This window comes from Bacillus sp. EB600 (genome assembly GCF_024494385.1).
Taxonomy (GTDB): Bacteria; Bacillota; Bacilli; order Bacillales; family Cytobacillaceae; genus JAEVLT01.
In genome coordinates, this window is record NZ_JAEVLT010000035.1 from 15,363 (window position 1) to 36,366 (window position 21,004).

The 21,004-nt window shown below is 38.8% G+C and carries 20 protein-coding genes; 2 read left to right on the top strand and 18 right to left on the bottom strand.

What is annotated here, in order from left to right; translation table 11 throughout:
* Positions 1-75 precede the first annotated feature (75 nt).
* From JN080_RS23005 to JN080_RS23030, 6 genes are all read right to left on the bottom strand, one after another.
* Positions 76-603: a hypothetical protein gene (locus tag JN080_RS23005; protein WP_256238314.1), complete on the bottom strand. Its 528-nt coding sequence runs from the start codon at positions 601-603 to the stop codon at positions 76-78.
* Positions 604-820: 217 nt separating this feature from the next.
* Positions 821-1,330, bottom strand: a complete 510-nt coding sequence (locus tag JN080_RS23010) for a DoxX family protein (protein WP_256238315.1) — start codon at positions 1,328-1,330, stop codon at positions 821-823.
* Positions 1,331-1,605: 275 nt separating this feature from the next.
* Positions 1,606-2,211, bottom strand: coding sequence for a DedA family protein (locus JN080_RS23015; protein ID WP_256238316.1), 606 nt, complete (start codon positions 2,209-2,211; stop codon positions 1,606-1,608).
* A 222-nt stretch (positions 2,212-2,433) separates the two neighbouring features.
* Positions 2,434-2,850, bottom strand: a complete 417-nt coding sequence (locus JN080_RS23020) for a DoxX family protein (protein WP_256238317.1) — start codon at positions 2,848-2,850, stop codon at positions 2,434-2,436.
* A gap of 164 nt (positions 2,851-3,014) precedes the next feature.
* Positions 3,015-3,797 (bottom strand): DODA-type extradiol aromatic ring-opening family dioxygenase, encoded by a 783-nt coding sequence (locus tag JN080_RS23025; RefSeq protein WP_256238318.1) that lies wholly within the window; start codon positions 3,795-3,797, stop codon positions 3,015-3,017.
* A gap of 26 nt (positions 3,798-3,823) precedes the next feature.
* Positions 3,824-4,468, bottom strand: coding sequence for an alpha/beta hydrolase (locus JN080_RS23030; protein ID WP_256238319.1), 645 nt, complete (start codon positions 4,466-4,468; stop codon positions 3,824-3,826).
* 225 nt (positions 4,469-4,693) lie between these two features.
* Here JN080_RS23030 and JN080_RS23035 point away from each other — a divergent pair, with 225 nt between their 5' ends.
* Positions 4,694-5,221, top strand: a complete 528-nt coding sequence (locus JN080_RS23035; RefSeq protein WP_256238320.1) for a helix-turn-helix domain-containing protein — start codon at positions 4,694-4,696, stop codon at positions 5,219-5,221.
* A gap of 134 nt (positions 5,222-5,355) precedes the next feature.
* Here JN080_RS23035 and pntB read toward each other — a convergent pair whose 3' ends face one another.
* The 12 genes from pntB to JN080_RS23095 all read right to left on the bottom strand — a co-directional run bounded on the left by pntB (position 5,356) and on the right by JN080_RS23095 (position 18,480).
* Positions 5,356-6,750, bottom strand: coding sequence for a Re/Si-specific NAD(P)(+) transhydrogenase subunit beta (gene pntB / locus JN080_RS23040; RefSeq protein ID WP_256238322.1), 1,395 nt, complete (start codon positions 6,748-6,750; stop codon positions 5,356-5,358).
* A gap of 14 nt (positions 6,751-6,764) precedes the next feature.
* Positions 6,765-8,306, bottom strand: a complete 1,542-nt coding sequence (locus JN080_RS23045; protein ID WP_256238323.1) for a Re/Si-specific NAD(P)(+) transhydrogenase subunit alpha — start codon at positions 8,304-8,306, stop codon at positions 6,765-6,767.
* 436 nt (positions 8,307-8,742) lie between these two features.
* Complete coding sequence (gene tatC, locus JN080_RS23050; protein ID WP_256238324.1) at positions 8,743-9,462, bottom strand: twin-arginine translocase subunit TatC; 720 nt, start codon at positions 9,460-9,462, stop codon at positions 8,743-8,745.
* 95 nt (positions 9,463-9,557) lie between these two features.
* Positions 9,558-9,764 (bottom strand): twin-arginine translocase TatA/TatE family subunit, encoded by a 207-nt coding sequence (gene tatA / locus JN080_RS23055; RefSeq protein WP_256238325.1) that lies wholly within the window; start codon positions 9,762-9,764, stop codon positions 9,558-9,560.
* Positions 9,765-9,807: 43 nt separating this feature from the next.
* On the bottom strand, positions 9,808-10,008 hold the full coding sequence (gene tatA, locus JN080_RS23060; RefSeq protein WP_256238326.1) for a twin-arginine translocase TatA/TatE family subunit: 201 nt from the start codon (positions 10,006-10,008) through the stop codon (positions 9,808-9,810).
* Between the two features lie 2 nt (positions 10,009-10,010).
* Positions 10,011-10,922 (bottom strand): 4Fe-4S dicluster domain-containing protein, encoded by a 912-nt coding sequence (locus JN080_RS23065; protein ID WP_256238327.1) that lies wholly within the window; start codon positions 10,920-10,922, stop codon positions 10,011-10,013.
* 54 nt (positions 10,923-10,976) lie between these two features.
* A complete protein-coding gene (locus tag JN080_RS23070; protein ID WP_256238328.1) occupies positions 10,977-11,669 on the bottom strand; it encodes a TorD/DmsD family molecular chaperone in 693 nt (230 codons plus the stop codon).
* A gap of 15 nt (positions 11,670-11,684) precedes the next feature.
* Positions 11,685-12,911, bottom strand: coding sequence for an NrfD/PsrC family molybdoenzyme membrane anchor subunit (gene nrfD, locus JN080_RS23075; RefSeq protein WP_256238329.1), 1,227 nt, complete (start codon positions 12,909-12,911; stop codon positions 11,685-11,687).
* A 3-nt stretch (positions 12,912-12,914) separates the two neighbouring features.
* Entirely contained in the window at positions 12,915-13,547 is a 633-nt protein-coding gene (gene dsrO / locus JN080_RS23080; RefSeq protein WP_256238330.1) for a sulfate reduction electron transfer complex DsrMKJOP subunit DsrO, read from the bottom strand.
* A gap of 11 nt (positions 13,548-13,558) precedes the next feature.
* A complete protein-coding gene (locus JN080_RS23085) occupies positions 13,559-15,925 on the bottom strand; it encodes a molybdopterin-dependent oxidoreductase (protein WP_256238331.1) in 2,367 nt (788 codons plus the stop codon).
* 494 nt (positions 15,926-16,419) lie between these two features.
* Complete coding sequence (locus JN080_RS23090) at positions 16,420-17,916, bottom strand: PucR family transcriptional regulator (RefSeq protein WP_256238332.1); 1,497 nt, start codon at positions 17,914-17,916, stop codon at positions 16,420-16,422.
* 9 nt (positions 17,917-17,925) lie between these two features.
* Positions 17,926-18,480, bottom strand: a complete 555-nt coding sequence (locus JN080_RS23095; protein WP_256238333.1) for a 4Fe-4S dicluster domain-containing protein — start codon at positions 18,478-18,480, stop codon at positions 17,926-17,928.
* Between the two features lie 179 nt (positions 18,481-18,659).
* Here JN080_RS23095 and JN080_RS23100 point away from each other — a divergent pair, with 179 nt between their 5' ends.
* The gene (locus JN080_RS23100) at positions 18,660-20,696 is read left to right on the top strand and encodes a molybdopterin-dependent oxidoreductase (RefSeq protein WP_256238334.1); all 2,037 of its coding nucleotides are present in this window, start codon (positions 18,660-18,662) and stop codon (positions 20,694-20,696) included.
* Positions 20,697-21,004 lie beyond the last annotated feature (308 nt).

The window sequence follows — 21,004 nt, forward strand, 5'->3', positions numbered from 1 at the left end:
TGATATTACATCAAGTTCATAGTTCCTAATCCCCCTTGTTTGTTCCTAGAAAAAAGCAAACTAGGGGGATTTAATTTACAAATTATATTTTTTAAAAAATTCAGCAACTGCTTTTGTCATTTTCTTCGCTTCCTCTGTTCCTTTAGTAGATCCTATCAACTGGGTTACTTCACTATGAGAAAGCGTCTTACATTCAAAGATATTTGCTGTATTTCCAGCGATTCTTGTCTTATCCACAAAAGCAGCAATAGTGCTTTTTCTCCTGGTGACTAGTAACATTGGTGGCAATTGTTTATTAGCAGCATAGGTTTCAGGGGATGCTTCAACCCACACTTTTTTATCATTTCCAAAGACCTTTTTATAGCCTCCCATTCTTTGCAAGAATTCCGTAAGATTAACAGGCCCCTCCAAACTCACAAGTGATTTTAACGAATTTGGTGAAAGGCCCACCTGGTTTAAGTACTTGGGCTTTGTTCCAATGTGTTTGACTCCCGGGTTTAAAGATAACAGAAAAAAATAGGATCCTATACCAATAAAGACGAGAATAATAAGCGAAATGATTGAGTATAATCCTTTTTTAGATTGAATTTCTCTTTTTTCCATTCATTCCCCCCTTTTTTATTTTAATATATTTCTTACATAGGCCGTAACATTTAACAACTAGGATCTAAAAAAACTAATCTCGAGTCATTGGACTGAAATTGAATAGACTTTCAACGCAGATTATTGCTGGACAATTATGTAATTAAAACAAAAAAAATCCCCTATAGACTATTGCTCATAGAGCCTTAAACAGTCTATAGGGGATTAGTTTCTTAATCTACCTTTGCGAGTCGGTGGCAGCCTTTTGTCGAAGAATAGTTTTGCGAATGAAAGGGATAACCCAGCGATCTAAGCCATACCTTCCAGCATTGTATCCAGAGAATAAGATGATTCCTCCTAAAAAAATGTCCTGTGGGTTTGAAGAAACAGTACCAGCTAAAAAGAAGGAAAAATTCATTACCAGTCCGAAGAATGCTGCTGCTGTCGTTAAACAGCCAAGAATTAATCCTAAGCCAATTAAAAACTCTCCAATTGGGACAATCGTGTTAAAGATGTCAACATTCGGTAAAGCAAATCCTTTTAAAAATGAAACATACCAACCGTAAAGGACGTCTCCTTCAGGGCCTTTTACAGGATTTGCAATCGCCCCCTTTAAAAATCCTGATGCATCAAATCCACCTGTTAACTTGTGATATCCAGCTGTTATAAATGTATAACCAAGAATCAACCGAAAAACTACTAAAATACCTGAAGAAATTTTACTTTTTCTTAACCAGTTTGTAAACATGGAAAATCGCTTCCTTTCAAATTATTTATAAATGATTACACTTACAATATAGCGTATTATAAGTTAAAAAAGAGGAACAAATGGGAATATTCACTAAATAGTAACAATAAATTGACAAAATATTGAAGTGCACAAAAATCCCCCTCTTTCTTCTTTATACAGCATAAAAAATCAGTGCAAACCAACATAGAATCAACAACTGCTACCACCGTAAAATAAACAAATCGAAAAAAGGACTCAATACCTGAGCCCTTTTCCTAATTAGATGATCAAGCTTACATTACTTTTCTGACCTGCCTTTTCTTTTTCCAAAAAAGATAAATAAATATGCCTAGTAAAAAGGCGACCAAAATAAGATAAATACTGTATTTTGAGAAATACCTTTCAACATAAACCCAGTCTTCTCCAAGCATTCTGCCTAACGTAATAAAGGTAAAACTCCATATTAATGCACCCGTATATGCATATATAGTAAATTTCCTAAATGGATAGCGATTGATCGAAGCTAAATAAGCGGCAAGATGGCGTACGCCAGGAATAAAATAGCCGATTAACAAAAGTGAAGGTCCAAATTTTGAAAATAGTTTTTCTGTTCGATTGACTTTTTCTTCAGTTAAGTGAATTTTAGGTCCTATCTTCTTTAATAAGGGTAACCCGAATTTATTCCCAATAAAATAGCTAAAGGTAATTCCTCCCATTGCCCCAATAAAAGCACTTATTAAAGAAAATATGTATGATAATTTACCTTGAAACACATTATAGCCAACATAGGTAAGAAGAACCTCGTCAGGTATGGGGAGTCCAATAATACCACCGATTAACGCTATTATTATTCCTAAGTACCCAAAATGTCCTAATAGAAAATCAATATGATTTTGCACTTATTCATTCCACCTTAAAATTATAAGCAACCTTTTACTAAATATTATTTTTATTAAAAAGTACAATCCGCTAATTGTACTAGGTTCTTAATTGTAGCTTTTTCAAAAGAAGATACTTTTATGAACTGTAAATAATACTCAAGAAATCCACCCACAATATATACAAAAAAACAACGAGGTTAGTCGTTGTTTTTTCGTTGTTTTATAACTATCACTTATTAATTACAAAGACTGAGATGATTCGTTTTTTCCAAACATTTGTCCAACTGAGAACTGCTTGCTTCCATTAATTGCAAGGAATAATGCCATTGCCATGTACGCAAGGTCTAATTCATATCCAGCCATTTGACCATTACCTAAGAAACCAACAGCAAGCTTCACCTTCACGATTGATCCAATCATTAATAAAACAAATAATGCTGATACAATCCGAGTTCCTAATCCAATAATTAAAGCAAAACCGCCAACTAATTCAATAGTTGCAACCACGTAAGCCATAAAGCCTGGCAATCCAAGACTGCCAAACCAACCTGCTATATTTTCAATTCCACCTTGAAATTTCACAAATCCATGAATAAAAAAGATTGCTCCTAGGATGACGCGTAAAATAACTGTTCCAATATCGTTTTTAATTTGCATTAATTTTTCCTCCTATAAATTTAGTATGATTTCGTTTTCCACTAATTTAATCTTGATTTTAATTATTTGTGATTCAGTATAATTAGGCGAGATCGTTTTATATGGAACGACCTCGTTCGAATGTCAATTTTGTATTCATATGAACATTTCTAACCGCTTATTTGTTATGAGCCGAACTGCCATACACTGTGACTCAGGTTTCCATAGCGAAAACTGCGGTGAAGTAACGTTGCTTTTTGCCGATCATCTGCCGCACCCATCGCGTAAAAGATGGGAATAAAATGCTCTTTCCCATAAGGGGGTACTGCATATTGTGCATTTGGTGCCAGAGTTTCGTATTTAAATAGTGATGGTAAATCCCAATTAGTTAAATGATGGGCCAACCAGTCGTCAAATTCAAGCGCCCATGGATCAACCTCTCCATTGTCTTCCCATTTTACTGCTCTAAGGTTATGAACTGTTCCACCGCTTCCAATAACTAAAATGTCATTAGCCCTTAACACCGATAAAGCTTTGCCGATTTTATAATGCTCTTCTGGAGCCAGTTGTGAATTGACCGACATCGCAATGACCGGAATATCGGCATCTGGATAAAGCAGGCGGAGGACAACCCATGCACCATGATCCAAACCGCGTTGTGTTTCAACTCCAAATGGGATTCCACTTTTTGTGAAAAGATCCTCTATTTCCTGTGAAATTTCTAGTTTGCCTTGAGCCGGATATTGAATCCTATATAGCTCGGGATCAAATCCGCCAAAATCATAAATCGTACTATATTGATCGACTTCACTTACCTTTTGGGTGTTGGACTCCCAATGAGCCGAAAATATGACAACTGCTTTTGGCCGAGGTAAAGTCTGCCCAAGCTGCGTTAAAAACTGTGTATATTCATTATTCTCAATGGCAATTAGCGGTGCGCCATGAGCAATAAATAAAGACGGCATCATCTTAGCTTCCTCCCTTTTTCTTGTATTTATCTTTGTAAATCATTCTCAATCCACTTACGGAAATCTTGAAAATTGGTTAATGAAACAGAATGCCCCTCCGGATAGGTTTTAAAGGTAACCGGAATACCTAACTTCGTAAAATATTCGACGTTTTCTTTGCCCCATTCAAATGGGAGAACTTGATCGTATTCGCCATGTGATATAAACGCAGCTAAATCATTGCCAGGATTAATCGTGTATTCTTCTTTAACAAACATAGGAATATAGCCGCTAAGTGCTACTATCCCCTTTATTTTACTTCCAAGTGTCAGCGCTAATGTCATCGAAAGAATCGCTCCCTGACTAAATCCCAGCAGGTATAATTTGCTTAAATCCAGCGGATACTCTTCACATGCATAATCAATAGTGTTCGTTAAGCGCTGAATTCCATCATCAAATACATCCCGATGTGGTTTGCCATAGCCTTCAATCGTAAAGAAGGCAAACCCAGGTCCTTGGGAAATATGTCCTCTAATACTAAAGATATAAAAAGATTCCTCTAATCCTTCTACCAATGAGAGCATATTTTGTTCATTACTGCCAATGCCATGCATAACAAACAACGCAGGGTATTTCTTATCAGGTACAACATTCTTTGGACGGCGAAGTTCAAAAATCATTGGGGCTTCCATAATATAATCCTCCTTTACTATTCAACAAATGTATTTTTAGCTAAAATATAATTTTTTATTTATAAAAACAAATGTTTCATATTTAGAAACACGTCGGCAAAAAATTTTGTATTTCAATATGAATATTTGTTTTCTATATAATATCAATTAGGGAATAGCAAGTCAACTGTTTTAATGCTAATATATAATTAAGTTTTCTATTAGTAAACTTTTGAGGTGAAAAGCATGAATATTGGCTCCAAAATTCGAGCAATTAGAAATAGAAAAAAAATAACGATTGCACAAATGTGTGAAGGAACTGGTCTTTCAAAGGGATTTATCAGCAATGTCGAAAACAACAACACCTCTCCATCAATCAGTACATTGCATACGATTGCCAGCTTTTTAAAAGTTCCTTTACCTTATTTATTGTTAGAAAAAGATCAGCAGATGAGTGTCATCAGAAAAAATGAAAGAGAGTATACCGTCTCAAAAGGCGCAGATTTAAAGGTAGAGCATTTAGCAGCAAGAGGCGGTTTAAGCCTGAGAACAGTTGAATTTCCACCAGGAGCTTCTACAGGAGAGAGAAAAGCTCATGAAGGTGAGGAGTGCCATTTAGTCCTTAAAGGGAAAATTCTCGCCGAACAAGGAGAAGACTCGTTTATTCTTGAAGAGGGTGATACGTTTAGTTGGTGTGCCAGTGTTCCCCACTTTGTAAAAAATATTGGGAATGAGACTGCTGTTGTTTTAATTGCAATATACACCGAAATATAGTAGTCATTCCAATTTTCATTATAATAATTGGGACGAGCTCCGGTGACGATTATATATTTAACACTAAAAATAAAAACAGTACTGAATTTTTATGCTAAAAAATTCAGTACTGTTTTTTTATCATCCATTACGTACTATAGTGAATTAAGGATCGCCTGTACTGTAGCTTTAGCATCCCCGAAGCACATATGGGTATTTTCTTTAAAAAACAACGGGTTTTGCACGCCGGCATAACCAGTGCTCATGGAGCGTTTAAAGGCGATGACATTTTGTGCCTTCCATACTTCAAGTACCGGCATCCCAGCAATTGGACTGGATGGATTTTCCTGTGCGGAAGGATTCACTGTATCATTCGCCCCAATGACAAGGACGGTATCCGTTTCCGAAAAATCATCGTTGATTTCATCCATTTCTAAAACAATGTCATAGGGTACTTTTGCTTCAGCTAAAAGGACATTCATATGACCCGGCAGACGGCCTGCCACGGGGTGAATACCAAAGCGGACATTGACACCCTTGTCACGGAGTTTCTTGGTAATCTCTGCTACTGGGTATTGAGCCTGAGCCACAGCCATCCCATAGCCTGGTGTAATGATGACCGAGCTTGATTGTTTTAATAGACCGGCGACATCCTCGGGACTCATTTCCCGGTATTCACCCATTTCTTCTGAATCATCTCCCGCACTTGCTACTTTATTGCCAAAGCCACCGGCAATAACGGAAATGAAGGATCGGTTCATCGCTTTACACATGATGTAGGACAAAATCGCACCGGATGATCCGACTAAAGCCCCTGTTACAATTAATAAGTCATTTGAAAGCATAAACCCAGCTGCTGCTGCTGCCCATCCTGAATAAGAGTTTAACATCGAGATAACGACCGGCATATCTGCTCCGCCGATTGACGCAACTAGGTGCCAACCAAAAAGCAAGGCAATTGCAGTCATAATCGCAAGATAAAGCAGTGAACCACCGGCAAAGATAAATAAAAACATTAGCACAACTACTGCAATAAGAGCCAATAAATTAAGTCCATTCTTGAATGGCAATGAAAGTGCCTTTGATTTAATTAGGCCATGAAGCTTTCCATATGCCACAATCGAACCCGTAAAGGTAATGGCACCGATAAAAATACCAAGGAATATTTCTGTCAATTCAATATTTAAGAGTGTACTGCTTTCAGGCACATGAACTCCATTGTATATAGAAATAAAGCTATTATAGCCAACCAAAACAGCGGCCAAGCCGACAAAGCTATGCAGGATGGCAACTAATTCCGGCATCTCTGTCATTTGTACCTTTAATGCCAAGCGAGAGCCAATTAAGCTTCCGATCAGCATGGCAACTAAAATATAGACGATACTTTGAACGTCCACTTTGACAATCGTAGCTACCAACGCTATGATCATCCCAATAATACCGAACTTGTTCCCATTTTTAGCCGTCTCTTGTTTTGATAAACCAGCTAAACTTAAAATAAACATGATTGCTGCAACAATGTATGCTGCTGTAATTAAACCGTTAGACATATAGCTGCACCTCCCTACTGCTCTTTATTAAACATTTTTAACATCCGTTGTGTAACCGTAAAACCACCTACAATATTAATAGTGGCTATTAATATACCAAGAAATGATAGTATCTTGACCGCAGTGATTGAACTGCTGATCTGTAATAATGCACCTACTAGAATAATACCTGAAATCGCATTCGTAACCGACATAAGTGGTGTATGTAAAGAGTGGGTAACATTCCAAACCACATAATAGCCTACGACACAAGCAAGGGCAAAAACGGTAAAGTGCGATAAAAACTCAGGAGGTGAAACATGACCGAGCCACCCGAACAGTACGACCGCGGCTGCGGCCAGCACGTATTTTAGTTTTGAAGGTTTTTTCTCCACTTTAGCCTGTGCTTCTGTCTTATCGGCTTCCTTCTTTACCGGAGCAGCAGACACACTAATGGCTGGCGGCGGGAAAGTGATTTTTCCAGCATGAATAACACTCATGTTCCGTAAGACTACATCTTCAAAATCAATATGAATATTGCCGTCTTTTTCTTTACAAAGTAATTTCGCTAAGTTTACCAGATTGGTAGCATACATTTCAGAAGATTGGGCTGGCAAACGACCAGGAAGATCAGTATAACCGATAACCTTCACTCCAGAATCAGTAACATACAATTCACCTGGAACTGTATATTCGCAGTTACCACCTGTAGCAGCTGCCATATCCACGATGACTGACCCCGGCTTCATGCTGTCAACCATGGCTTTGGTAATTAGCTTAGGTGCTGGTTTCCCAGGAATAAGTGCGGTTGTAATGATGATATCTACCTCTTTTGCCTGCTCAGCAAATAACGCCATTTCCGCTTTAATAAACTCATCTGACATAACCTTTGCATAACCGCCGGAAGTAGAACCATCTTCGTCACCATCGAAGTTTAGCTTTAAAAATTCTCCGCCCATTGATTCGATTTGTTCTGCCACTTCAAGACGGGTGTCAAATGCCCGAACAATAGCTCCGAGCGATTTGCCGGTTCCAATCGCAGCTAACCCGGCTACCCCTGCACCAATAACTAAAACCTTCGCAGGCGGTACTTTACCGGCTGCCGTAATCTGTCCTGTAAAGAAACGTCCGAAATGATGCGCGGCCTCCACGACAGCCCGGTACCCGCCAATATTCGCCATTGAAGACAGTGCATCCATTGACTGGGCGCGGGAAATTCTCGGCACCATATCCATTGCCAATACATTGATGTTTTTTCCGGAAAGCTTAGTAACCAATTCAGGATTCTGCCCTGGATATAGGAAGCTAACCAAGGTTGCCCCTTCTTTAATCCTTGGGATTTCTTCCTCATTTGGAGGATTTACTTTGTAAATCATGTCGGATTGCCAAACGTCTGTACCATTTACAATAACTGCTCCAGCCGTACGATACAGCTCATCCGTAAAGCTTGCCTTCTCACCGGCGCCAGACTCAACTGCCACATCAAAGCCGAGTTTTCGTAATTTCTCGACAGTGCTAGGAGTTGCCGCAACGCGAGTTTCACCAGCAACACTCTCTTTCGGTATACCTATTCTCATTTTTATGCCCCTTTCTCCTCGTAGTATTTTCCAACAAAACCCAATCCGCAAGATAGAAACAAAAAGTACTATTTGCAATGTGATGGTATTCACATATTCAAGGGCTAAAAAGTAATGAAATATCTAAATATTCCAATTAGTATAAGTATACAATACTATTTCGTTTATAGCAATGTTTTGTAATTATATGGAGGAAATGTAAAAATCCGAGGAAATATGATAGATAAAGTATAGTTTGTAAATGGAAGGATGACGTAAGTGGTTGTAAAACACTTATATATATAGAAAAGGCCTTGATAACTAAACGTTACCAAGGCTTTTTTATGATGACCTGTCCAGAGCTCGAACCAGTGGCCCCCCTGTCAAAATACGAGGAAATATGACTCAATTGAAAAAGCGAACCGCAAAATTGAAGGATGTTTGTAAATTTGCTTTTTTATTCAATAAGCAATTTTTGTTTTCTTTTAAAAACAATTTTTGATAGCGAAACGCTAACTTCATAAATAAGAATAAGCGGCACTGCAACGGAAAGATGGGAAATAAATTCAGGCGGGGAAATCAGTGTTGCAATAATCACCAAAATAAAATAAGCATATTTCCTTAACCTCGCTACGGTATATGGATTGATGATTCCCAAAGATGTCAGGAACATCATGACCAGTGGCAGTTCGAAAGCAATACCAAATGGCAGCGTAATATTTATTAAAAAGCTAAAGTAGTTATCAGCAGTAAAGTTCGTGATCATAATTTCTTTTCCTAGGTTGGTGAGAAAACGTAAAATATTAGGAAAAATAAAATAGTATCCAAAAGTAATCCCGGCAATAAAAAGCAAAAATAAGGCAGGGATGTAACTTAATGCCAGCTTTCTTTCATTTGGGTGCAACGCCGGTTTAACAAATAACCAGATTTGCCAGGCAGCGATTGGGATTGTACCCGCAAATGCAATAATGGAAGCAAGCTGAAAATACACTTTAATGACGTCACTTGGCCCTAATACTAGCAGTTTACCATGATAATTTGTCATTAAAAATAAATAAATATCTTTTGCATACATCAACCCAACCGCAAAAAAGATCACAAAAGCTACTCCAACAATGATGATTCTTTTGCGTAATTCCTCTAAATGTCCTACGAGATTTTGTTCCTTGTCAGCCATTTTTTACCCCCCAATCTATGAATTAAAAGCCAGTTTTCCAATAAAAAAAAACTCATAAACTTTGCTGCGTTTATGGGTTTTTTTTCATTCTTGTTTTAAATAGATTTTGTTTCTTTTTCTGATTTATCTGTTTCGGAAGGATTTTCTTTTACTTCTTCAATCAGGCCCGCCGTGGAGTTTTTAAATTCCCGCAGCGTTTGCCCAGCAGCGCGGCCTAGTTCTGGCAGCTTCTTAGGACCAAAGATGATGAGGGCTAAAATGATAATCATAATTAAGCCAGGAACTCCAATATTTGATAACATAAGAACTCACTCCTCTAATAAACTGGGAAAGAAATCCTTCCCGCTATTTAATCTCATCAGTGGATTTTACTATTTCTTCAATCGTTTCTTTTTCATCCTCTATTAAACCTTTCGTTGAAGTTTTAAATTCCTTCAATGATTGGCCGACAGCACGACCAAGTTCCGGAAGTTTTTTAGGTCCAAAAATGATTAGTGCAAGAACGAGGATTAGTATTAATCCAGGAACCCCAATATTTGATAGCATTTTCATTCCTCTCCTTTTTTAAAACTTTTAAGCTTATTACAAGCAACACACTCATCATCCTGCTCACGCAACGTATTAAATGTATGATTGCAAACATGACAGACTTTTTCGTAAACAGGGAATAAGGTTTCTTCTAGTTTTAAAATCTTAACCTCGATCTTAATCGCCTTTTCGGGACAAGTATCCACACAAAGCTGACAAGATGAACAGCCTTTCAAGTTAATAGCAAAATGTTCTTTCTGAATTTCAAAACACTTTTTCTCACATATCCTTTGACAAACACCACATAACGTACATTTTACACTATTTAGCGATACTTTTGTAAACTGATAGTCCGAATAATATTTTGTTAGATCAAAACTATTGTTATTAAAGCGCCACTTGGCCGGCGTAAACTGGTGTAATAATGACTTGCTTTCTGTTTTCCACAGAGAAAAAATTTCTCTTCTTGAATAGGATTCTTCTTCCCTGGCAGACTTAACTTTTGAAATCGAAAAAGGAGATTCTCCAAGTTCTTTCAAGCTAGTATTTGCTTCATCAATCGGCTCTTTCCACAATTGTATCGTAGATTTCTCTTCACAAATAATCGACTTGATTCCCCTTTTATAGAGTATAAGCAATTCCTTCGATGTTGGAATACTTTTATCTGACATGACAAGTTGATTTTGTATAATGTTTCTCTGTGGATAAATCCCCGCTATGGCTTGAACAGGGCAAGCTGCCATGCACCTTCCACATTGGACACATTTGCTATGATCCAAAACGGGCTTTCCCTTTACAATGGAAATTGCTTGATCCTCACAAGCAGCTACGCATTTCTGACAAGTTGAATGAGGACTTCGATGCCTGGTGCAGGAAAGTAATATTTCGTATTCATAATCCAAGCTTTCTACCCACTTGCTTAATAAGCCCATCAAAGCCACCCCTCTTGTCAAATTACATTAGTTGCTATTCGTTTTAAAAACTAGTCACTCTACAATTTGAACAGCAGCTTCCTGCTCGTTATTTGCCACAAACTCCTCGATTAGTTCTCGGTCCCATAGAAGAATTCCCCAAATTAGCTCAATGAATCCTCCGTAAAAACCAACACTTCCATTTAGTTTAGCATCTTGGCAAAGCTCAGGAATCCACGAAAGTAAATGGTGATCGATAAAAGCAGCCTGTTCTTTTATCGTCGAGATTTGTTGGCTTATCTCAATGCCCGGCAGCTTGTTGCTTAATATCGAAAGGAACATGAGCTCGAGCCCTATATGGTCTTCAGGCTGCTCATATTTTCGTCTGCTCTCTAAACCATGGACGTAAAGCGCAGCTTTCATCTCAAATGACGTACTTCCAAAGAAAATTCGTTCCTGCGTCCGATAAAGGGATTCACAAGGAGGGGCTTTTGGCACCCCTGGTCCGATAAAAAGAGACGTATACTCTACCATCACATTCTCGACTGCCGCTTCATTGGAAAGCCCCTCCAGGTAAGATGAGCATTTTATCAATTGCTCTAAACCTGCCTTCATTTGCCTATTAGCTGCTTCCAGTGGAAAGTCTTTCCAAAAACCTTCAGAAAAAGCAACTGCATGCTCGCCCTGTATCGGCTCCAGCAAGCTGTTCGCCAAAAAGCCATACAATGATGTGCGCAGATTCCATATTTCATTCCATGAATTAGCCATGATGAATTCCTCCTATCAATGCGCGGCTGCCGATTTTTCTAACGGTTGTTGATTTGTTGGTGTTGCTTTTTCGGACTTTGCCAAAAGGATTTTGCGAGACAGTACTATAAAGATCAGTGTACCAAATGAAATCATTCCGACGACAATCATAATTTCAATAAGTGTTGGTGCATAATGACCGTGTCGTAACCAAAAATACGGGACAACATCCGAGTCATTAGGAAGATATTTTCCAAGTGTAATACCAGGAGCTCCATCCGCATGCTGGTAAATAAATGAGGTGAACAATAACCACACCCGTTTAAAGAATACACCGATGACAATTAATACAGATGAAAAGATAACGAGTCCTGTTTTCTCTCTATTTTTCTTAAATAGTAAAATAGCGAGCGGGATCACAAAGCCTAAAATGATCTCACCCCAGAAAAATGGCGCCGTTGAACCTTTCACCATCTCTTTTAAGATCAGCATTTCTGATTCTTCCTGCGGATAAACCATCGTCAAGATTTCTGAGAACACAAAGTAAGCATCCACAGCCACACAAGTGACTAAAAGACCTGCCAGAGTGGTAATGAGCTTTTTCTCAACCATAAATAATTTGTATTTTATTAAAAGAACAAGCACAATGATGAGCAGTGCAAGTCCCGAGTCCAAAGCGGAAGCTACGAACAAAGGAGCCATTAAAGCACTATGCCAGCCATCACGGGCGATTTGTAAACCGAAAATCCAAGCCGTAACAGAGTGAACGAGAATCGCAACCGGAAGGGCTACACTCGACATGATTTTCATCGTCTTCGGATTTGGATTTGGCCTGGTCATTAAATAAAGATAAAGCACGTTAATACACAAATAGAGTGTGATAACACATACATCCCACATCAATGGCGACTTAAATTGAGAGTGCAGAAGCAGATTAAGGACTCGTTCAGGACTCCCGATATCAACCATGATGAAAATTCCTGCCACCGTAATACAAGCAGTGGAAAGAATTGTGGCCGGCTTTGCTACTACTTTAAAAGATTTGATATTAAACACCGTCGCTGATGATGAAACGATTAGACCACCTGCTGATAGACCAACGAAGAACATGAACATCGTAATATATAGTCCCCAGGAGACGGCGTTGTTCATACCTGTTACACCAAGACCCTTGACGAGCTGATAGCCTAAAGCTCCAAATCCCATTAGCGTAAGTATTCCTAAAGCGCCCATCCAAATATAGAGGTTTGCCTTCTTATTCATCGATCAGTTCCCTCCATTCAAGCCCAAATAATAGACTTGCGGCTTAGTCCCTTTTTCTTTCAACAATTGTTCGCCATTTTTCTCACGAATCAAATGGGATACATCACTGTTCGGGTCATCCAAATCGCCAAACGTTCTCGCTTCGGCAGGACAGCAGACGACACACATCGGCTTCAATCCATCATCTGTTCTCTCTTTGCACATCGAACATTTTTCCACGACACCCACCTTGCGTTCAGGCACCTTACTATCTCCGTAGTTAAAGCCTGGATAGCGTACGGCCTCCTCCCAATTGAAAACGCGGACATTATAAGGGCAAGCAGCCATACAATATCGACAGCCAATACAGCGGTCATAGTTTATTAATACTCGTCCATCCTCTGCTTTGTATGTGGCACCAACCGGGCAAACCTTTACACATGGAGCGTTCTCGCAATGCTGGCAAGAAACAGGAATATATTTCTTTTTAACATTTGGATACACTCCATTGACTCCGTCCAGCTCTTCGGAATCCATCGTCAAAACCCGATTCCACAGCATTCCCATCGGGACGTTGTTTTGCATTTTACATGCATTGGAACAGGTTTGACAGCCGATGCATTTATTCAAATCAATAACCATTCCTAACTTTGTCATACGCCCACCTCCTAAACTTTCTTCACTTCAACTAACGTATCATTATAAGGAATAACAGGACCGTACCTGAGTTTATACTGACGAGGGTTCAGGTAGTCATTGGTTACATTTTGCAGATTGCCCGCAACCATCATCTTTGGCCACCAACCTTCATGAAGCCTGATTTGTCCAGGGCGATAAGCTTCATTGAACCTGCAGCGGGCCCGAAATTTCCCGCGATCATTAAATACCTCGACAATATCGTCATTTTGCAAACCTCTGCTTTTCGCATCCTGCGGGTTCATTTCCACCCGTGGCTCAGGGTAATATTGATTGATCCACTTGGCATTGGAAAATTGAGAGTGGACCCGATACCTCGTATGCGCCGAGCTGAAATTCAGCGGATATTTCTTCATTAACGGGTTCTCTTTCGATGCCTCGCTTGGTGCTTCAAAGTTCGGCAATGCTTGATGATCCTCAATCATGATTTCATGATAAAGCTCCAATTTAGTGGACGGTGTAGGATATACTTGATCCATAAAGCTGCGATAAGGTTCTTCCGGTGCATTGAGTCGCATAATGAAATTATGTTCTTTCAGCGTCTTTACATTGATTCCTATTAATGCCGGATCTTGTGAATTCAAGCGTGCGTTCTGATACTCCTCAGGCGTTTTCGGTAGGTATTGATCAAGCCCGAGTTTTGCAGCCAATTCCTTTTCAATCTGAAAATCCGACTTGCTTTGATGCAGCGGCTCAATGATTCTTTGTGAAAGCAGTACATGCGATCGATTGATTTGCAGATTCACAATATCATATTCGCTTTCAAAAGCTGTAGATGCCGGCAGGACAATGTCGGAGTAATCGACACTAGGATTATGGAACGGGTCAATCGTTACCACGAAATCTAATTCCTCAATCCATTTTTCCGTTTTATGCAAATTGGCAAATTGCTGTTGCAAGCCGTTTCCGACGTTAACCACTGCCTTTATAGAGTTCGGTTTGTCACGGAAATCCGGAGCTGTCATTTCTGATTCGGCGACTTCAAATTGCGATGGCAGCTCCCATGAGCCCAGTTCGGCACTCCATGACGCAGCATGGTATAAAGCATTGCCAACTCCTCCGCCAACCCGTCCAATATTTCCGGTTAAGGCGCCAAGAATCCCGCCGGCATGACCGGTAACATCGGAATTCGCCCATTTATCGACACCGCCAAATCCCCAGCCAAGAACAGCCGGACCACGTGTGGCATAGTCTCTCGTTAATTCGAGGATGATATTTTCTTCGATTTCTGTTTTACCTGCAGCCCATTTCAGCGTATACTGCTTCTGGTTCTCTTTCAGTGCCGAAAATACGGTTTTGACCTTGACTCCCTCGGCAGAAAACTCACCTTCTAATTTTGCTTTCACACCTGGAGCATTGAATGGTTTGAGGGAATTGCTGTTCTCATCCCAAACCAGATAAGGATTCTTTTCGACACTCTCTTCGGAAGCATTTTTCCTGAGTAACTTTTGATTATCCGCTCTGATTAAAAATGGAGCAGAAGTATTTTTAACTAAATAATCCTGATCATACCAATTGTTATCAAGGATCGTACTGATCATTCCCAGCAGCAATGCGCCATCCGTACCCGGTTTGATTCTGATCCACTGATCGGATTTTGCCGCTGTTGTCGAATGGTTCGGGTCAATCACAATAATTTTCGCTCCGGATTCCTTTGCTTTATAAAAGAATTTCGAATCGGTAAGGGTGGTTTCCAGGATATTGCAGCCTAAGAAAATGATCGTTCTGGAATTGACCCAATCGGAAGGCTCATTTTGGATATAACCATAATTTTCCGTACCGAGGCATTCTTCGAGTCCATTTGCCAATCCAATATCGATGCCATTCCCATTGGCATATTGGGCTCCCAGCAAGGCTGGCAAAAATGGATATCCGTATTCAACTGACGGGCTAAGAATGAATAAAATCGATTTGCCCCCATATTTTGCTTTATACCCTTTTAACTTATTAGCAATTGTCGTAAGTGCCTCATTCCAAGTAATAGGAACAAACTTGCCCTCTCCTCTTTTTCCAACCCGCTTCAAAGGGGTTTGCAGACGATCCGGGCTATAGATGCGTTCCATTTCGCTCAGCCCTTTTAAGCAAACAGTGGAAAACCGCTTATCAGGCCAGATATTAGGTTGAATCATAGCGAGCTTGCCGTCGCGCACGGTACATTTGAAAGCACAGCGGCCGCCGCAATCCATTGTATGATATGTGAAAGCTACCTTTTCCAGGGAGTTGCCTTTTGCTTCAACAGGCTGAAACCATTTCTCACTTGAAAATAGAGAACTAGACAATCCGATGGCTGCAGTCCCGGCTGCACCAGCCTTAATAAAATTTCTTCTAGAAATACCCATTGTGACTCTCCTTCCATTTCAGCTTCTTCTTTTATAAACGATGAATTGGATTTCATCATTCCTTTTGAAGGATGATTGTTTTGTTTTACAGTTATATTTTAAATCCAGAAACCTGTGTTGAGGAGTGTGGGTTTCTCCATACTTTACATATCGTAATTGTGCCGTTTTAACAGTCGGTATCTCATTGTTTCCCAATAAAGTGGACATTTTTTGAACGATAAAAATGATTGAACATGAATAAGACCCCTTTTTAATAAAAGCTTTGTTATTAACTTGTTTAAGTAGTTATTATAATCTGCATTTCTCGAGTGAGGTGTAATCTGTTAACTATTTCACAAATTCGCAAAAAAGTTTTGGATAATGTATGACAATGAAAAAAGCTCGATCGAAAACGGTACAATAAAGTGAATATATAGTATAGCTAAACAATTTATTTTCCTCTATTGGAAAAAGACAGGCTCATAATTATGAAATTGATTCAGTTTTTAAGAATATTATAGAAACATAGAGAAATAGATTTTCACTGCAACCACGAGATCCGTAAATTCTACTGAATTTTGTAAACTAATACCCGTAATTTCTTCGATTTTTTTAATCCGATTCCTTAATGTATTTGGGTGAACATATAGTGCTTCGGATACTTCACTAATAATTCCTTGATGCTGAATATAAGCCTTTAGTGTTTTAACATATTCCGTTCCCTGCTCGAGATCACTATCAATTAATGATGCTAAATATTCCTGGCTAAAATCGTATAGAATCTCTCTGTGAATAGAGGTAAGCAGGTGGAGGATTCCCAGATCATTCATATGGAATACTTGTTTATTTTCAAACCATACTTGACCAAATTGCAAAGCCATTTTCGCTTCCTGGTAACTTTTATTTAGATTAATCGTATCCTGATACCATTTCCCTATCCCGATACTAAATTTACAATGCGGCCAATTGTGCTTTAGCTCTTGCTCTATCTGATTTGCTATTTTCGTGACAAACTTTTTTCTTTCATTAAAGGTGCAATTTTCTCCATCCTCCACCATCACAACAATTTGATCTTGAAATGGAAAGATAATGATGGTTTCCTGCAGGGGTGCGATTAGAGCCTCTATATGAGTGATCATCTCATCCATCCACTCTAAATTCATTGACATTTCGCCTAATTGGTCGACATTTATGATAAATAAATGGTGTGCATTTTCTAAGTTCCATCCCCAAGCTTTTCCCTGTGTAATCATGACCTTCTTTGATTCAAATTTATGATAGAGAAGATCGTAAACGAAATGTTCTTTAAACTTTTCTTGCTGCTCCCTAAACATTTCCTCTGTTTGAAAAAGCAGAGCCGTTAATCCGATTAATTTATCGACCAGATTCTTTTGCCAATCGACTAGATGTGCTGAGGCTGCAAGCGTTAAATGAATATGTCCGGCAATGTTAATCGGATATTTTTCAAAGGGCTTCGCTGCCACTAGCTGTTGCTTGTCTATTTCTGGTTCAGTTTGCCATAGAAGCTGGTCATTTTCATCAAAGTAGAGAAAGGGTGTTCCCAAAGCCTTTGATAGATTGGCAGCGATATTCATAAACCCCTTTTTCATAAATCCATTAAGCTCCATGCTTATTTGACTGTAGAAAAAAAATGGGTCATTCCTTTCTTGAAACACCGATAATGCAGAAGAATCATCAACTTGAATAATCGGTACTTGACATTGCTGGTAAAGTGCTAGACTATCTTCTTGAATGGGTGCATGATTTCGAAGACAGATAACGATTGCGATTAAATTCAAATCCTGAATCAATTGATTTATCCGGTCTTTTTCGTCCAACTTCATGCAATCTTCATTATTTTGGATGACGAGCAATGTTGGATCTTGAAACCATTGATCTGAAATGCCTGAAACGATTGTTTCGTAATACACTCGCTCCTTTGGCAAAGGCGTTAAAAAAGTTAGCTGATACATTGGTATCGATAGTAATAAGTCCTGAAATGAAGTTTTCATAGCTGCCGATCATCCTTCTCTTAAAAAGACGTGTCCCTTTTGTTTTTTTATGACTTTCATAGATGGATTCGTATAACCAGCAATCGGTACACCTGCATTAGTAAAATTGCTGGATTTAATTTCATTTGTATCGACGAGAATCATGCTAAGAGCACCTGTCGTGCAATTTTCAACACAAATGGGCCGCAGGCCTTGATCAATTCTATCTACACAAAAATTACATTTATCTACTCTATTTGTTTTTGGGTTTAATTTTGGAGCATGAAAAGGGCAGACTTCAATACATCTTCTGCAAGCCTTACAGTGACTTGGATCGTGGACAACAATGCCATCCCCGCGTTTTTGAAAATTATTTTCCGGACAAGTATAAACACAAACGGGATTCAGACAATGGTTACAGGACATAGAAATGTGGAATGGCTGTGCATCCTTCTGTGTCTCATAAGTAAGTACATGTCTGCGATGAACACCCATTAAACCGTAATAGTCATTACATGACATCTCACATGTCTTGCAATTGATGCATCTATTAAAATCAACGGAAAATACTAAATGCTGAGCCATCAAGCAATTCCCTCCTTCCAGACCAAAAGTGTCACATAAAAAGAATAATTTACAATCTATTAATAGTTTATACTATATTAATAAGATTAATTTGATGGCAAAATCACAGACTCATGAATTTTCATCTACAATTTTGTGAACACTTTTATTCAATGAAAAGTAATTGGATGTGAGCTAACATGAATAACCAATACACAACAAGAAAATTTAAGCATGTTTGTCCTAGAAGCTGCCCTAGCTCCTGCACGATGATTTCCTATGTAGAAAATGATCGCCTTGTTCATCTTTCTGGCAACCCAACACATCCTTATACGAGAGGAAAGCTGTGTGCGAAAGGATTTTCTTATCCAGAGAAAAATAGTCATCGTGACCGCCTTAAATTCCCTTACTTTCAAAAGGTAAAAGGCTCGGGGAAATTTATTCAAATTACTTGGGATAAGGCTTTTGAGCTTATAATTAATGAAATGTTGACTATTCATGAACGCTTTGGAAGCTTTCTTCCTTTTGCTTTATGGAAAGGTGCCGGAAATATAGGTGTGCATCATTATGTAGCGGATGAGTTTTTTTCAAGCATTGGTGAAACAACACGGATTGTTGGATCTTCATCCTTTTCAATTGGATTTCAAGCGATTCAATCTGATTTTGGTGCTGTATGGATGTCAGATCCTTCTACTATAAAGGAAGCCTCGATCATCATAATCTGGGGTGCCAACCCCGCTGCAACCAACATTCATCTTATTCCTTTTATCATTGATGCAAAAATGAAAGGTGCAAAAGTTGTCGTCATCGACCCTATTTATACCCAAACAGCGGAGCTTGCGGACTTATATATTCAACTGCGCCCAAGTACAGATGAATCGTTAGCTGCCTTTTTAATAAAAGGTCTGTTAGCGAGGAATGCTTTAGATAATAAGTTTTTGGAAAAATATACAGTTGGATTTAATGAATTTTTACAGATAATTCAAGGGATAGCAATTGAAGAATGTTTGCTTGCTTGTGATGTTGCGAAAGAGGCGGCAGACTTATTAGTGGATTGGTTAACGACAGCTGAATCGGTTTCTTACGTTATCGGGTCAGGACTGCAAAAACACGGCTCCAGCGGTGGACAAGCTATTCGTTCGATTGAAGCCTTAGCTGCGGCCCGGGGGGATATCGGAAAATTAGGTGGAGGCATTTTCTTGAGATGTAACGACACCATGATTTTTACTAATCAAAGCCCTTTCAATTTTAATCGTCAAAATCGGATCATGAAAGGCAATGAGCTTGCTAAACAAGTTAGTCCACCTGTTGAAATGATGTGGATGTCGTGTGCAAATCCATTAACACAGGAGCCTAATTCAATTTGGTTGGAGCAGCTTATCAAGGAGATTCCTTTTGTTGTCACCGTTGATCAATTTTTAACACCAACAGCGCTTATGTCTAATCTCGTCTTACCGACTACAACTCATTTTGAAGAGATGGATATTGTAACGAGTTTTTGGCATAAGGAAATTGCGTTAAATGAAAAAGCTATTACTCCTTATTACGAGAGCAGAAGTGAATGGAACATTATGCACGAGCTGGCTGTAAGACTTAATCAGCATTCTCCTAACCTTTGTTCTTTTCCAATTCACTCGTCGGAAGAGGAATATTTGAATGCCCAATTCAACGATCGAGTGTTTAAACGCTATTCGATCAAGTCGGTTTCTGATTTAAAAGAAAGGTCAGTGAGTGCGAAGCAGACGAAAATTGCGTGGGAAGACAAACAATTTGCAACGGAAACGGGGAGATTCCAGTTTTATTCAGATACGGCGATACAAACTGTACCTTATCCGACAGGGACATTTGTTGAGGGAAAAAGGCCAACGAGCAATTATCCTTTTTGGCTTATTACCCCTCACCATCCATACGCACTTAATTCTCAATTTCATTTCATCCATTTATCCGATAATGAGGAAGCTGTTGCAAGGATTCATCCTAAAGCGGCGAAAGAGTTGGGAATTATTGACGGAGAAGTCGTTAAAGTATTTAATCAGCAGGCTTGCATTGAGATTAAAGCAGTATATAGTTCTCAAGTTCCCAAAGATATTATCATGATTTATCAAGCTTGGTATCCCAATTCCAAAGTAAACAGTAACGATTTAGTACCTAACTTGCAAACGGATATCGGGGAAAATGAATCCACTTCGAGAAGTATTCCATTCTATGACACGTTTGTGAATGTTAGAAAATTTTAATTCACAGCTGACACCGGCAATAATTTCAAAAAACAACACATAGAGCGGTTTTGCTTCCATAATTAAAAAAGAGCATTAAAACTTTGATTTGCCGAAATTTATTGAAACTAAAAAAGGCTCGGAAACTTATCCTCTGAGCTTTTTTTTATTCCCCACTGGATTTGTTCACCAGAATAACATTAGCATTTTGAGTTTTTCAGTTGCATAATAAAATATCTTCACTAAATTGAATAGATTAGTACATGGAAATTCTATAACCTGCTCTATACAAATTAGTACTCAATCACTTGAACTTTAAACAGTTAAAC

Bases quoted from the DNA above. Each gene is read 5' to 3' on its own strand.
- JN080_RS23095 (WP_256238333.1), bottom strand. From the start codon at position 18,480: ATGGCTCAGCATTTAGTATTTTCCGTTGATTTTAATAGATGCATCAAT.
- JN080_RS23020 (WP_256238317.1), bottom strand. From the start codon at position 2,850: ATGCAAATTAAAAACGATATTGGAACAGTTATTTTACGCGTCATCCTA.
- JN080_RS23025 (WP_256238318.1), bottom strand. From the start codon at position 3,797: ATGATGCCGTCTTTATTTATTGCTCATGGCGCACCGCTAATTGCCATT.
- JN080_RS23085 (WP_256238331.1), bottom strand. From the start codon at position 15,925: ATGGGTATTTCTAGAAGAAATTTTATTAAGGCTGGTGCAGCCGGGACT.
- JN080_RS23100 (WP_256238334.1), top strand. From the start codon at position 18,660: ATGAATAACCAATACACAACAAGAAAATTTAAGCATGTTTGTCCTAGA.
- tatA (WP_256238325.1), bottom strand. From the start codon at position 9,764: ATGTTATCAAATATTGGAGTTCCTGGCTTAATTATGATTATCATTTTA.
- tatC (WP_256238324.1), bottom strand. From the start codon at position 9,462: ATGGCTGACAAGGAACAAAATCTCGTAGGACATTTAGAGGAATTACGC.
- JN080_RS23065 (WP_256238327.1), bottom strand. From the start codon at position 10,922: ATGGGCTTATTAAGCAAGTGGGTAGAAAGCTTGGATTATGAATACGAA.
- tatA (WP_256238326.1), bottom strand. From the start codon at position 10,008: ATGCTATCAAATATTGGGGTTCCTGGATTAATACTAATCCTCGTTCTT.
- JN080_RS23010 (WP_256238315.1), bottom strand. From the start codon at position 1,330: ATGTTTACAAACTGGTTAAGAAAAAGTAAAATTTCTTCAGGTATTTTA.
- JN080_RS23090 (WP_256238332.1), bottom strand. From the start codon at position 17,916: ATGAAAACTTCATTTCAGGACTTATTACTATCGATACCAATGTATCAG.
- pntB (WP_256238322.1), bottom strand. From the start codon at position 6,750: ATGTCTAACGGTTTAATTACAGCAGCATACATTGTTGCAGCAATCATG.
- JN080_RS23005 (WP_256238314.1), bottom strand. From the start codon at position 603: ATGGAAAAAAGAGAAATTCAATCTAAAAAAGGATTATACTCAATCATT.
- nrfD (WP_256238329.1), bottom strand. From the start codon at position 12,911: ATGAATAAGAAGGCAAACCTCTATATTTGGATGGGCGCTTTAGGAATA.
- JN080_RS23045 (WP_256238323.1), bottom strand. From the start codon at position 8,306: ATGAGAATAGGTATACCGAAAGAGAGTGTTGCTGGTGAAACTCGCGTT.
- JN080_RS23035 (WP_256238320.1), top strand. From the start codon at position 4,694: ATGAATATTGGCTCCAAAATTCGAGCAATTAGAAATAGAAAAAAAATA.
- JN080_RS23030 (WP_256238319.1), bottom strand. From the start codon at position 4,468: ATGGAAGCCCCAATGATTTTTGAACTTCGCCGTCCAAAGAATGTTGTA.
- JN080_RS23070 (WP_256238328.1), bottom strand. From the start codon at position 11,669: ATGGCTAATTCATGGAATGAAATATGGAATCTGCGCACATCATTGTAT.
- dsrO (WP_256238330.1), bottom strand. From the start codon at position 13,547: ATGACAAAGTTAGGAATGGTTATTGATTTGAATAAATGCATCGGCTGT.